This window comes from Ectothiorhodospira variabilis (assembly GCF_022227625.1).
In the GTDB taxonomy this organism is placed as follows: domain Bacteria; phylum Pseudomonadota; class Gammaproteobacteria; order Ectothiorhodospirales; family Ectothiorhodospiraceae; genus Ectothiorhodospira; species Ectothiorhodospira haloalkaliphila.
Genome location: NZ_JAJNAO010000001.1, coordinates 334,646 through 346,672, shown reverse-complemented (window position 1 = coordinate 346,672; position 12,027 = coordinate 334,646). Strand labels below are relative to the sequence as shown.

The 12,027-nt window shown below is 64.7% G+C and carries 12 protein-coding genes; 5 read left to right on the top strand and 7 right to left on the bottom strand.

Going from position 1 to position 12,027, the window contains the following annotated elements; translation table 11 throughout:
- Positions 1–60 precede the first annotated feature (60 nt).
- A complete protein-coding gene (locus LPW30_RS01565; protein ID WP_238624695.1) occupies positions 61–1,884 on the top strand; it encodes an ABC transporter transmembrane domain-containing protein in 1,824 nt (607 codons plus the stop codon).
- A 60-nt stretch (positions 1,885–1,944) separates the two neighbouring features.
- On the opposite strand, the gene LPW30_RS01560 is transcribed toward LPW30_RS01565, so the two are convergent.
- Positions 1,945–2,835: a universal stress protein gene (locus LPW30_RS01560; RefSeq protein ID WP_025280276.1), complete on the bottom strand. Its 891-nt coding sequence runs from the start codon at positions 2,833–2,835 to the stop codon at positions 1,945–1,947.
- A 249-nt stretch (positions 2,836–3,084) separates the two neighbouring features.
- On the opposite strand from LPW30_RS01560, the gene LPW30_RS01555 reads away from it, so the two are divergent.
- From LPW30_RS01555 to LPW30_RS01545, 3 genes are read left to right on the top strand one after another with little or no spacing between them, the layout of a single operon-like run.
- Positions 3,085–4,233: an MFS transporter gene (locus LPW30_RS01555; RefSeq protein ID WP_239679894.1), complete on the top strand. Its 1,149-nt coding sequence runs from the start codon at positions 3,085–3,087 to the stop codon at positions 4,231–4,233.
- Entirely contained in the window at positions 4,226–4,672 is a 447-nt protein-coding gene (locus LPW30_RS01550) for a hypothetical protein (protein WP_025280274.1), read from the top strand. Before LPW30_RS01555 ends, LPW30_RS01550 begins: the two co-directional genes overlap by 8 nt.
- 33 nt (positions 4,673–4,705) lie before the next feature.
- Entirely contained in the window at positions 4,706–5,935 is a 1,230-nt protein-coding gene (locus LPW30_RS01545; protein ID WP_025280273.1) for a bifunctional alpha/beta hydrolase/OsmC family protein, read from the top strand.
- 89 nt (positions 5,936–6,024) lie between these two features.
- Here the strand turns inward: LPW30_RS01545 and infA are convergent, their stop codons facing one another.
- The 5 genes from infA to LPW30_RS01520 all read right to left on the bottom strand — a co-directional run bounded on the left by infA (position 6,025) and on the right by LPW30_RS01520 (position 10,349).
- Positions 6,025–6,249, bottom strand: coding sequence for a translation initiation factor IF-1 (infA, locus tag LPW30_RS01540; RefSeq protein ID WP_025280272.1), 225 nt, complete (start codon positions 6,247–6,249; stop codon positions 6,025–6,027).
- A 393-nt stretch (positions 6,250–6,642) separates the two neighbouring features.
- A complete protein-coding gene (locus LPW30_RS01535) occupies positions 6,643–7,533 on the bottom strand; it encodes a DUF2726 domain-containing protein (RefSeq protein WP_238624692.1) in 891 nt (296 codons plus the stop codon).
- A 215-nt stretch (positions 7,534–7,748) separates the two neighbouring features.
- Complete coding sequence (gene bioF / locus LPW30_RS01530) at positions 7,749–8,918, bottom strand: 8-amino-7-oxononanoate synthase (RefSeq protein ID WP_239679893.1); 1,170 nt, start codon at positions 8,916–8,918, stop codon at positions 7,749–7,751.
- On the bottom strand, positions 8,915–9,898 hold the full coding sequence (gene bioB, locus LPW30_RS01525) for a biotin synthase BioB (RefSeq protein ID WP_025280269.1): 984 nt from the start codon (positions 9,896–9,898) through the stop codon (positions 8,915–8,917). The genes bioF and bioB overlap by 4 nt, the downstream gene beginning before the upstream one ends.
- Entirely contained in the window at positions 9,891–10,349 is a 459-nt protein-coding gene (locus LPW30_RS01520; protein WP_026623830.1) for a hypothetical protein, read from the bottom strand. The genes bioB and LPW30_RS01520 overlap by 8 nt, the downstream gene beginning before the upstream one ends.
- 87 nt (positions 10,350–10,436) lie before the next feature.
- On the opposite strand from LPW30_RS01520, the gene LPW30_RS01515 reads away from it, so the two are divergent.
- Positions 10,437–11,243, top strand: coding sequence for a phosphoribosyltransferase family protein (locus LPW30_RS01515; protein WP_239679892.1), 807 nt, complete (start codon positions 10,437–10,439; stop codon positions 11,241–11,243).
- Here the strand turns inward: LPW30_RS01515 and ubiA are convergent.
- The gene (gene ubiA / locus LPW30_RS01510; RefSeq protein WP_239680005.1) at positions 11,158–11,988 is read right to left on the bottom strand and encodes a 4-hydroxybenzoate octaprenyltransferase; all 831 of its coding nucleotides are present in this window, start codon (positions 11,986–11,988) and stop codon (positions 11,158–11,160) included. The two genes, LPW30_RS01515 and ubiA, sit on opposite strands and share 86 nt — an antisense overlap.
- Between the last annotated feature and the right edge of the window lie 39 nt (positions 11,989–12,027).

Below are 12,027 nucleotides of genomic sequence, written 5' to 3'. Positions count from 1 at the left end.
TGAAGGGCTGGGCTGCGTTACCATGAAACTGTTTCACGCCATCTCAGGGATCATCCATCCGTGTCTGAACACGCTTCCACCGAACTCACCGATCGCCCCACCAGCCTGAATCTGAGCGTGCTGGGACGTCTGCTGGATTTTGTCCGACCCCATGGCTGGCGGGTGCTCGCCGCCATCACTGCGCTGGTGGTGGGTTCGGGCGCGGTCCTGGCCTTCGGTGCCGTGCTGCGCCTGGTGATCGATCGGGGGCTCACCGCCGGCAATGCCGACGCCCTGAACCTGGCTCTGATCCTGTTGCTGGGAGTGGTACTGGTCATGGCCGTGTCGGTGGCCCTCAGGCTCTACCTGGTCACCTGGATCGGTGAACGGGTGGTGGCGGATCTTCGCCGGGCCGTGTTCGCCAAGGTGCTGCGCCTGGATCCGGCGTTTTTCGAGATGACCCGCACCGGCGAGGTGATCTCCCGTCTGACCACCGACACCTCTCTGGTACAGGTGGTGGTGGGCTCCACCCTCGCCATTGCCATGCGCAACGCCCTGTTGTTCGCCGGTGGCCTGGTCATGCTGTTCATCACCAGCCCCAAACTCACCCTTTGGGTGATGATGGGGGTACCGCTGGTATTCATCCCCATCTGGATCCTGGGGCGCCATGTGCGTCAGCTCTCGCGCCAGACTCAGGATCGGGTGGCGGACATCGGCGCCTATATTGACGAGACCCTGTACGGCATCCGCACAGTGCAGGCGTTCTGCCACGAAGCCGTGGACGCGGTGCGTTATGGTCGGCAGGTGGAGCGGGCCTTTGATGCCGCCATCCGCCGCACCCAGGTGAGTGCCCTGCTCAGCGCGGTGGTGATGCTGCTGATCTTCACTGCCATCAGCCTGGTGCTGTGGGTGGGGGGGCACGATGTGCTGGCCGGGCGCATGACCAATGGCCAACTGGCGGCCTTCGTCTTTTACGCCGTGCTGGTGGCCGGTGCCGTGGGCGCCCTGAGTGAGGTCATCGGCGAGTTGCTGCGGGCGGCCGGTGCTGCGGAAAGGCTCATGGAGCTTCTGGACACCGAGCCCACCATCAAGCCTCCGCCGCACCCCAAGGCCCTGCCACAGCCACCCCGTGGGCAGGTGATCCTGGACCAGGTGGTATTCCGCTATCCCTCAAGACCCGAACCCCCTGCCCTGGCGGGTGTTTCCCTGACCCTGGCGCCGGGCGAGAAGGTGGCACTGGTGGGGCCCTCCGGCGCGGGCAAGTCCACGGTGCTGCAATTGCTGCTGCGGTTCTACGACCCCGAATCGGGTGTGATCCGGTTCGATGGTGTGGATGTACGCGAGACCGACCCGCCGGACCTGCGTCAACGCATGGCCCTGGTGCCTCAGGATGCGGTGATCTTCGGGGCCAATGCCTGGGAGAACATCGCCTTCGGCATGCAGGATGTGACTCAGGAAGAGATTCGCGCCGCCGCCGACGCGGCTCATGCCAGCGAGTTTCTGGATCAGTTGCCAGAGGGCTTTGACAGTCATCTGGGTGAGCGGGGGGTGCGCCTCTCCGGCGGTCAACGCCAGCGCATCGCCATTGCCCGCGCCATCCTGCGCGATCCGGCCCTGCTGCTGCTGGACGAGGCTACCAGCGCCCTGGACGCGGAGAGCGAGCGTCTGGTGCAGGAGGCCCTGGAGCGCCTGATGGAGGGCCGCACCACGTTGATCATCGCCCATCGCCTGGCCACGGTACGCAAGGCAGATCGGATCGTGGTGATGGATCAAGGGGCGATCGCGGCGGTGGGTACCCACGATGAGCTGGTGGCTGCCGGTGGGCTGTATGCCCGCCTGGCGGCACTGCAGTTCCGGGATGGGGCTGATGAGGCGGGGGAGGTCTTGCGGACGGGAACGGATTGAGGTGATCAAGCCCCTCTCCCGCCAGCGGGAGAGGGGTCGGGGTGAGGGTGGGATCGGCCGTCAGGCACGCACCAGCAGCACGTCGGCATCCTTCACCTGGTGTACCACCCGCCGGGCCACGCCGCCCAGCAGGGCATCCTGCAGCCGATTGCGGCCGTGAGTGCCCATGACCACCAGCTGTGCCTTCCACTCCAGCACCGCGCGATCCAGCACGTCCGGCGCATAGCCCGTGCGCAAGTAACCCTCCACCTGCTCCGGGCTAACATCGCAACTCATGAGGAAGGCATCCAGCTCCTGCTGGCGCTCCGCCCGCACCTCCGACTTGATGCGCTCCACCTCTTTGCGTTCCACCCGATTGCGCAGCACATTATCCAGGGCATCCAGGTTGTGGGCATGCACGGCGTGCAGCTTCTTGCCCGGCGCCAGCGATGCACCCAACTCAAGAGCAGAACGGGTACGTTTGGAGAAGTCCACGGGCACCACCACGCGCTCATAGGGGCCATCCACCGGGCGTTTCACCACCAGGACGGGGCGATCCGTGTGGTGCACCAGGTTCTGGGTGGTGGTACCCAGCAGGACATCCTGCAGGGTGCGATCCCCGTGGGAACCCACCACGATGAGATCGGCACCACAGCTGCGGGCCTCCGCCAGGATTCGCTTGTGCCCCTGACCCTGAATGCAGTGATAATCGATATCTTCGTCATCGGATGCCCCCAACGCCTGCATGCGCTCCCGCATGGCCACCTCAGTAGCCTCTGCCAGGTCGGTCATCATGTCCCCGGGGCTGCCACGCAGACGACGCATGACCTCCTCGTTGACCACAGGGGCATTCAACACATTGATCACCCGCAGGTTGGCGCCATGATCCCGGGCCAGTTGCAGGGCGCGTCGACCGGCATCGTCGGCACCGGGCGACAGATCAGTGGCATAGAGGATCTTTTCGAGTTTCATGGCATGCTCTCCCGCACGACGCGCAGGGATGCCCGCCGCACCGTGGATGGATATGTTCGATAGGTTACCAGTGTCGCATAGCCACAAGGACATGCAAGCCACTTCGGCCACGTGCCCCGGACACCCACCCGGGCGGCGGATGGAAACGGGGCATTTCGGGTATCATGGGTCACCGAAATGCCGCTTGCCGGCCCGTCTGTTCATCCTTTCTCCCGCCCGGCAACCGGGCGCTGTTTCGGGGAATCCGCATTGCCTGCCCGTCATCTTGCCATCGTGCTGTATTGCGCGGTTCTGGTCTTTTCCGCCCTGTATGCCCCGCAGCCGCTGCTGCCGGTACTCGCCGACGCCTTCGCGGTGAGCGAGGCCAAGGCCTCGCTGCTGATCACCGTAGCGCTGCTGCCGCTGGCGGTGGCGCCCATTGCCTACGGTTTCCTGCTGCAGCGCTTTTCGGCCCGGCGCCTGCTGATCGCCGCCACCTGGCTGCTGGCCGCCACTCAGGCCCTGGCGTTCTTCGTCACCAGCTTTGAACTGCTGCTGATGCTGCGTCTGGCTCAGGGGCTCATCATCCCGGCCATGCTCACCTCGCTGATGACCTATCTGGGGGCCAGCGCCGCGCCGGGGCAGGTGGCCCGCGTGATGGCCCTGTACATCGCCGGCAGCGTGATGGGCGGTTTTCTGGGGCGCATGGCCTCGGGGCTGATCTCCACGCATCTGGGCTGGCGCTGGTCATTCCTGTGCCTGGCCGGCGCCATCGCCCTGTGTGCGCTGCTGCTGCAGCGCCTGCGCAGCGACCCGCCAGCCAGTTTCCAACGCCTGGAGCTGGGTGCCATCCTCAAGGTGCTGCGTGAGCCCACCTATCTGCGCCTTTACCTGGTGGTCTTCTGCGCCTTCGGCGCCTTTGCCTCGTTGCTGAACTTCCTGCCCTTCCGCCTGGTGGAACTGGGCACGGGCCTGAACGAGACGGGCATCGCCCTCATGTATGCCGGCTATCTCATGGGCGTGGTCACCTCGCTGCTGTCGTTGCGTCTGTCGGACTACATCGGCGGCACCGTGAACACCATGATCCTGGGCACGGCCGTGTTTCTGGCCGCGCTGTTGTTCTTCACCGGAAGTCAGGTCTGGGTGATGTTCGTGGGCATGTTCGTGCTGTGCGCGGGCATGTTCCTGATCCATTCCCTGGCCCCGGGAGTGCTCAACCAGGGGAACGACGGCCAGCGGGGGGTGGTCAATGGGTTGTACATTGCCTTTTACTATGCCGGAGGCGCCACCGGTTCCTTCCTGCCGGGGTATCTCTATCACGGGCTGGGCTGGCACGCCTACCTGGGATCACTGGCGGTGATCGTGGGACTGGGGGCCTGGCTGCTATGGGGACTCAAGGGGAAACTGACGCATGCGTGAGAACAAAAAAGAAGAAAAGCAATCCGGCGGGCTGCCTCGCTGGGCCAGGCTGCTGGTCACGCCCCTGATCCTGGTGGTGGCGGGCGCATTGATCTGGAGCCAGTTACCGAAGGGGGCCTACTCCACCGACCTGTCGCGCATTGGCGATGGACGCCCCGCCCTGGTGCTCACCTACGACGCGGCTTACATGACCGGGATGCAGGTGATGGATCTGATGGACCGGATCCGGGATGAGTATCGTGATGAGGTGGAGTTTCTGGTGGCCAACCTGGGCACCCCCGATGGCCGGGATCTGGCCACGCGGTTTCGGGTGAACGACGGCGCGGTGATACTGTTTCGGGGCGACGGACAACCGGTTCAGTTGCTGCAAAGCCCGCGCCATGAACAGGTTCTGCGCGATGCCATGCACGAACATCTGGGCGTCTCGCCCGCCCGGTAGCGACGCCACCCACTCTTCCCGGAGACGCCCGACATGCCCGATCATAACCCCCGCATACGCTTTCCCGGCTCCCAGGGTAACGAGCTCTCCGCACGCCTGGACATGCCCGAGGGTCCTCCACGTGCCTATGCCCTGTTTGCCCACTGCTTCAGTTGCACAAAAGACATCCTGGCAGCAGTGCGCCTGAGTTCGGCCCTGCGGGCCCACGGGATCGCGCTGCTGCGCTTTGATTTCACAGGGCTTGGCAATAGCCAGGGTGACTTTGCCAACACCAACTTCAGCTCCAATCTGGAAGACCTGCGGCGGGCCGCCGATTACCTGCGCCAGGAACACGAAGCCCCACAATTGCTGATCGGCCACAGCCTGGGCGGGGCGGCCGTGCTGGCCGTGGCGGAGGATGTGCCGGAGGTACGCGCCGTGGCCACCATCAACGCCCCCAGTGATGTGGCCCACGTGACTCATCTCTTTGGCGAGGACACCCTGGAGGTCATTCGGGAGCAAGGGGAATCGGAGGTGAACCTGGCGGGGCAGAAATTCCGCATCCAGCGGCAGTTCCTGGAGGATCTGGACAGCCACAAGGTGCTGGATCAGGTGGCGAAGCTGCGGCGGCCTCTCATGATCTTTCATTCGCCCCACGACAAGATCGTCTCCATCGATCATGCGGCGCAGATCTACCGGGCTGCCAAGCATCCCAAGAGCTTCGTGTCCCTGGATAACGTGGACCACATGCTCTCCCGGCCCGCCGACTCCAGCTACGTGGCATCCCTGCTCAGCGCCTGGGCCGAGCGCTTTCTGGACCCACCGGAGCGAGAGGAATCAGGGGATCACGAGCGGGGCGTGCTGGTGGCGGAAAACGGTGTGGGTCCCTACGCGCAGACCGTCGAGATCGGCCCCCATCGGATCAACGCCGACGAGCCCGAATCCATGGGCGGAAAGGATCAGGGCCCGGCCCCCTATGAGTTCCTCATGGCGGGCCTGGGTGCCTGCACGAGCATGACCCTGCGCATGTATGCGCAGCGCAAGGAACTGCCTTTGGAGCACGTCTCGGTGCGCCTGCGGCATCGCAAGGTGGAGGAGGAGAGCGAGGACGGCGGCAAGCCCGCTCAGCGGGACCAGTTCGACCGGGAGATCACCCTGGATGGGGACCTCACGGACGACCAGCGCAAGCGGCTGCTACAGGTTGCCGATCGCTGCCCGGTACACCGCACCCTGGAATCCGAGGTGCGTATCCAGACGCGGCTGGGGGATGAGAGAGTGGAGTGAGGTAGTGCGGTTCCCCCGGCGTTGGGGGAGCCCGGTGTTGGCGGAGCGGCGGAGCGCGTCGGCGCTCTCGACCGCGGCGCCACGATCCATCAGTGCTTGTAACGGTAGCTGATGCGACCCTTGGTGAGGTCGTAGGGGGACATTTCCAGCTTGACCTTGTCGCCGCTGACCACGCGGATGCGGTAGCGACGCATCTTGCCGGAGGCGTAGGCCTGAACATGGACGCCATTGTCCAGTTCCACCTTGAAACGCTGATCGGGCATCACGTCGGTGACGGTGCCTTCCATTTCGATGAGATCTTCTTTATTAGACATGGTTGTACCTCGCACGCATGGGAACGGGGAATTGCAGTCCATTCCCGGGGCTTATGATGAAGTGAATCGGTGTGTCGACCAGACAGCCAGGGCCGAGACGTTATTCGGGCTGCTTCCGTTGATGCAGATTGGCGGTCCCTCAGCCGGTGATGACCGGCCAGGCCGCAACCCCGGATCGTCAGTGCAGGATGGTGCGCAGGCTGCCGGGCGTGGCCGTTGCCAGGATCGGAAACGTTCGGCTAATCCACGCCCTGAATGGCCGATGATTTCTTGAAGTCGCGCACAGTATACATGAATCGTCAAGGCGTTTCAGGGGCTTGCGCTGAATCGATGACGGCCCCTGGAGAAAACCCGGGACGCCGGGGGGCGTCCACGGGTCATGAAGGACGGCCTTCAGGAACTGCTGCCAGGCGAACTCACGGTGCCGCTCAGGGGCTTGTCAGCCTCATCGGTCTTGGCAGCCGTTTTGGCCGGCTCACCGGCCGGGGCCGTGGCAGCCCCCTGCCCTGCCGGCGTCTCCGCCGGCTTGGCGTCAGTCTTTACCTCAGGCTTGGCCTCAGGCTTGGCCTCGGGTTTGCCTGCCGCCTTCGGTTCGGACTTGGGCTCGGGTTTGCTTTCGGGCTTGGCAGGTGACGACGTCGCTGCCTTGGAGGGTGCAGGACGACCGGCGGGGCCGGACTTCGCGGCAGCCCTTTTGGCCTGGGCGGCCTTTTTCTCCTCGGCGGCCTTCTTTCTCTGCTCTTCGGCCTTGGCCTTGCGAGCCTTGGCTTCCTCAGCGCGGTCGGCCACGGCCTTGATGGCCTCTTCCACCGCCGTCTTGGCCTTGGCGGCCGAAATGGGCTGATCGATGCGGATCACCCCCAGAGGCAGCTCGATATGTGCGCAGACCTCTTCCAGGAAGTCGTCCGGGTCGTGCACCAGGCCCTTGCGCCGTGCGCTGCGGCAACGAATCGCGCAGACCACGTCGAAGCTGTCCTTCTTGCACAGGACGAAATCGAAGGTTTCGTCGTCGATGCGCTTCTGCGCCGTTTCCTTCAGCGGTTGATCGGGGGTGGGCTTGACGGCCACCACTTCGCTGGCTGTCAGGTTGGGGTAGATACGATGCTGGTCACCGAAACTCTCTTCAAGGGCCTTGAGGACCTCGATCTCCTTGGGGGTGAGCAGCTTCTCTTCGCGCTGGTAGGCACCGGAATTGGGCGGGGGTAGGTCCACCCGGGCACGATACTGGGTATAGAAAGCGATCGCCGCCGCAGCGAACAACAATATGATCAGTACTTCCGCCATCACAACATCCCTCCATCGGATTAAATGGAAATCCGGGCAAGGGTCCGGTTTTGTTCGCGCTACGGGCCACTTCCCGGCAACAGATTCTGACCGGCCTGAAAAAGGCACAGTCGTCCGATTTTGTAGGCCGTGGCGAACGTATTACAAGCCAATTAATAGGGTTTTTTGAGGGATATCGGGTCTTGGGCACTTGAAATGTAGCGGCCCAAGGTTTTTCAGGGCTTGCCGACCAGCCCACCCAGGGCCTGCAACAGGCCATCCACCTGCGCTCTGGAATGGGTGGCGCTGAGCGTGACACGCAGCCGCGCCCTGCCCTGAGGAACGGTGGGAGGCCGAATGGCCGGCACCAGCAACCCCTGTTGAAGCAGGCTATCGCTCCATTGGACAGCCCGCTCGGAGGCTCCGACCACGATGGGTTGAATGGGCGTGGCGCTCTCCATCAGTTCCAGGCCCAACTGCCCTGCGCCCTCCCGAAACTGCACCACCAGATCACGCAAATGCCCCCGACGTTCAGGCTCTTGCTGCACGATGCGCAGCGAGGCCCGGGTGGCCTCGGCCACCGCAGCGGGCATGGCAGTGGTGTAGATATAGGTACGTGCCGACTGGATCAGGGTTTCGATCAGGTCCTCGGGGCCGGCCACGAAGGCACCCGATGTACCCAGCGCCTTGCCCAGGGTGCCCATGAGGATGGGCACCTGATCCTGAGAAAGCCCCAGATGCTCCAGGGTTCCGGCTCCCCGCTCACCCAGCACGCCGATACCATGGGCATCGTCGGCCATCAGCCAGCACCCGTGGGTATCGGCCAGCGAGGCCAGGGCCTCCAGCGGCGCCAGGTTGCCATCCATGGAGAATACCGCGTCGGTGCTGATGAAGGTCTCGCGATCCTCCTCCCTGGCGGTCTTGCCCAGACGGCGGGCGAGATCCCCGGCATCGGCGTGATGATAGCGGCTGAGCCGGGCACCGCTGATCATGGCAGCATCGATCAGCGAGGCGTGGTTGAGGCGATCTTCGAACAATCGATCACCCCGGCGCAGCAGTGCCTGGGCCACGCCCAGGTTGGCCATGTAGCCGGTGGAGAACAGTAATGCCCGGTCCCGGCCGGTGAAGGCGGCCAGTTCATCCTCGAGGGCATGATGGGCCCGGGTGTGTCCGTTCACCAGATGGGCGGCACCCGCCCCCACACCATAGGTCTCGGCCCCTTGTCGAAAGGCCCGGATCACCTGCGGATGATTGGCCAGACCCAGATAATCGTTGCTGCAGAAGGCCAGCACGGGCCTTCCGTCGATCACCTGCTCCGGCTCCTGCGGCCCCTCCAGGATGCGCCGGGACCGGTACCGGTGCTCGTTGCGCAGGGCCTGAAGGGGTGCCTTGAGATCCCGGGTCACGCGACCCGGGTTTCGTCGTCTGCCGTGCGCTCCACCTCCAGGGTATTCACACCCAGGCGGCGGAAGAGCTGCTGGTCGTGGTTTTCGGTGGCGTTGGCGGTGGTGAGCAGTTTCTCGCCGTAAAAGATGGAGTTGGCACCGGCAAAGAAGCACAGGGCCTGCATCTCGTCGCTCATCTCGCTGCGACCGGCAGACAGGCGCACATGGGAGGTGGGCATGATGATGCGGGCCACGGCCACCACCCGCACGAACTCCAGCGGATCCACCGGCTCGGCGTCGGCCATGGGGGTGCCCTCCACCGGTACAAGATTGTTGATGGGCACGGATTCCGGATGACGCGGCAGGTTGGCCAGTTGCTGCAGCAGGCTGGCACGATCGCGGCGGGACTCGCCCATGCCCAGGATGCCGCCGGAACAGACATTGATGCCCGCCTCGCGCACGTGGGCCAGAGTGTCCAGGCGATCCTGATAGGTGCGGGTGGTGATCACCTCGCCGTAATACTCCGGCGAGGTATCCAGGTTGTGATTGTAGTAGTCCAGGCCGGACTCCTTGAGGCGACGCGCCTGCATCTCGGTGAGCATGCCCAGGGTCATGCAGGTTTCCAGGCCCATCTCGCGCACGCCGCGCACCATCTCGATCACCCGCTCCAGATTCTTGTCTGTGGGGTTGCGCCAGGCGGCCCCCATGCAGAAGCGTGTGGCACCCTCGTCCTTGGCCTTACGGGCCTCGGCCAGCACCTCTTCCACGGGCAGCAGTCGCTCCCGTTCCACGTCGGCATCGTTGTGGGCGCTCTGGGAGCAATAGCCGCAGTCCTCGGAGCAGGCCCCTGTCTTGATGGAGAGCAGGCGGCTCACCTGGACCTGATTGGGATCGAAATGGGCCCGATGAAGGGTATGGGCCTCGAACAGCAGATCATTGAAGGGACGATCCAGCAGGGTGAGGATCTCGTCCACCGTCCAGTCGTGACGGGTTTCAGCCATGGTCAGGCTCCTTGGGAATCTCGACGTCTTGCCAATGCTCCCGGTTGATCCGGATGATGTCGCGGATCGACCAGGGGATGATGATGAGTGCGGCCACCAGCCAGTAGATCCGGAAATAGAAGATCTCGGGCGGGAAGAAGGTGCCGATGACGATCAGTGCCCCCATGAAGGCGTAGTAACGATAGGCCGCCTGCTGGGTGTAATACCCCACCCGCTCGTCCGGATGGTGCCGGTTCAAGGCGTACACCAGCATGGAGCCGCCGAACCACAATACCAGGGGCACGATCCCCATGATGGCCGCGATGATCGTGGCCACGCCCACCTCGCCCGTCACCAGAAACAGCGGTACCCCGGCCACGGAGACGGCGATGATGGTGCCATAATTGAACAGCTTGGCCGATCCGGCACAGGCGCGCGCGGAGACATGGCGGGTGGCGGCGGGCTGGGACATACTCGGACACCTGGGAAAAACGGCCGGCCCGTTCGGTCAACGGACAAACCTCGAATATACCGCAACCGTGAGCGAGGTGACAGGGAAGTGAATCGACTGATTTCGGAAGTACGGCGCCTGGGCGCCGCCTGGATGGCGCGGGCCTACCCGCCCGTGTGCCTGCTCTGCGGGGCCGCCGGGGACGATGGGCTGGACCTGTGCCGGCCCTGTGCCGCCGAACTGCCCCGCCCGGGCCACGTCTGCCCCCGCTGCGGCCTGTCCCTGGGGAGTGATTCGGCGCACCCCTGTGGTCACTGCCTGACCCACCCACCCGACTTCGATAATGCCTGGGCGGCGCTGAGCTATCTGTGGCCGGTGGATGACCTGGTGGGACGCTTCAAGTTTCACGGGCGCCTCAACCACGGTCGGCTGCTGGGCGAGCTCATGGCCCGGGAACTGGCGCCGCGGGTGACCCGCCCGGACTGCGTGATCCCGGTGCCGCTGCACCCGCACCGAATACGGGAGCGGGGCTTCAATCAGGCGGTGGAACTGGCGCATCCGCTGTGCCGCGCCCTGGACTGCCCGCTGGAGGCCTTCGCGGTGCACCGGGTTCGCGCCACGCCACCCCAGCAGACGCTGTCCGCGAAACACCGTCAACGCAATCTGCGGGGCGCCTTCCATGTGGCTGAAGGGTTTGCGCCGGCCCACGTGGCCCTGGTGGATGATGTCATGACCACCGGATCCACCCTGGACGAACTGGCCGGCTTGCTGAAGACCCGCGGCGTGCAGCGGGTGGATGTCTGGGTGCTGGCGCGGGTGCCCGACCCGGCTAGAGGACACCCCGAACCAGATAATCCATGGCAATCCCGGCAAACACCACCGCCCCGAACCAGTTGTTGTTCAAAAAGGCCTTGAAACAGCCCTTGGGGTCACGGTCATGGATCAGGTACTGCTGGTAGATGGCCAGGCCGGCCGCCGCCACCAGGCTCAGGGTGAAGATCATGCCCAGCTCTGCCTGCATGCCCACCAGCACCAGGGCGATCAGCACCAGCAACTGCAGCAGGCCGATGATGCTCCGGTCCGACTCGCCGAACAGGATGGCGCTGGACTTGACGCCGATCTTGAGATCATCGGGCCGGTCCACCATGGCGTACATGGTGTCGTAGGCGGTGGCCCACAGGATGGTGGCCACGAACAGCAACCAGGCCAGGGGCGGCGGGAAGGCCCCCGTCTGGGCAGCGAAGGCCATGGGCACGGCCCAGCCAAAGGCCGCGCCCAGATGCACCTGGGGCAGGTGATGGAATCGCTTCATGAAGGGATAGGTGCCCGCCAGCAGCACCGCCACCACGGACAGGGCGATGGTCAGCGGGTTCATCAGCAGCACCAGGCCGAAGGCGATGATGGAGAGCACCACCGCCACGCCCACCGCCTCGGTGGGGCTGATCAGGCCCATGGCCAGGGGGCGATCGCGGGTGCGGCTCACATGACCGTCGATGTGCCGGTCGGCGAAGTCGTTCATGGCACAGCCGGCGGCGCGCATCAGGGCCACACCCGCCACGAACACGAACAGCACCAGGGGATCGGGCATGCCCTCGGCGGCGATCCACAAGGCCCAGAGGGTGGGCCATAGCAGCAGCAGGGTGCCCACGGGACGATGCATCCGCGTGAGCAGTGCATAATTGATCAGCCGGCCCTTCAG

Coding starts and splice junctions, on each gene's coding strand:
- LPW30_RS01560 (WP_025280276.1), bottom strand. CDS start 2,835: ATGAAACTCGAAAAGATCCTCTATGCCACTGATCTGTCGCCCGGTGCC.
- LPW30_RS01550 (WP_025280274.1), top strand. CDS start 4,226: ATGCGTGAGAACAAAAAAGAAGAAAAGCAATCCGGCGGGCTGCCTCGC.
- LPW30_RS01545 (WP_025280273.1), top strand. CDS start 4,706: ATGCCCGATCATAACCCCCGCATACGCTTTCCCGGCTCCCAGGGTAAC.
- infA (WP_025280272.1), bottom strand. CDS start 6,249: ATGTCTAATAAAGAAGATCTCATCGAAATGGAAGGCACCGTCACCGAC.
- LPW30_RS01535 (WP_238624692.1), bottom strand. CDS start 7,533: ATGGCGGAAGTACTGATCATATTGTTGTTCGCTGCGGCGGCGATCGCT.
- bioB (WP_025280269.1), bottom strand. CDS start 9,898: ATGGCTGAAACCCGTCACGACTGGACGGTGGACGAGATCCTCACCCTG.
- LPW30_RS01520 (WP_026623830.1), bottom strand. CDS start 10,349: ATGTCCCAGCCCGCCGCCACCCGCCATGTCTCCGCGCGCGCCTGTGCC.
- ubiA (WP_239680005.1), bottom strand. CDS start 11,988: ATGCATCGTCCCGTGGGCACCCTGCTGCTGCTATGGCCCACCCTCTGG.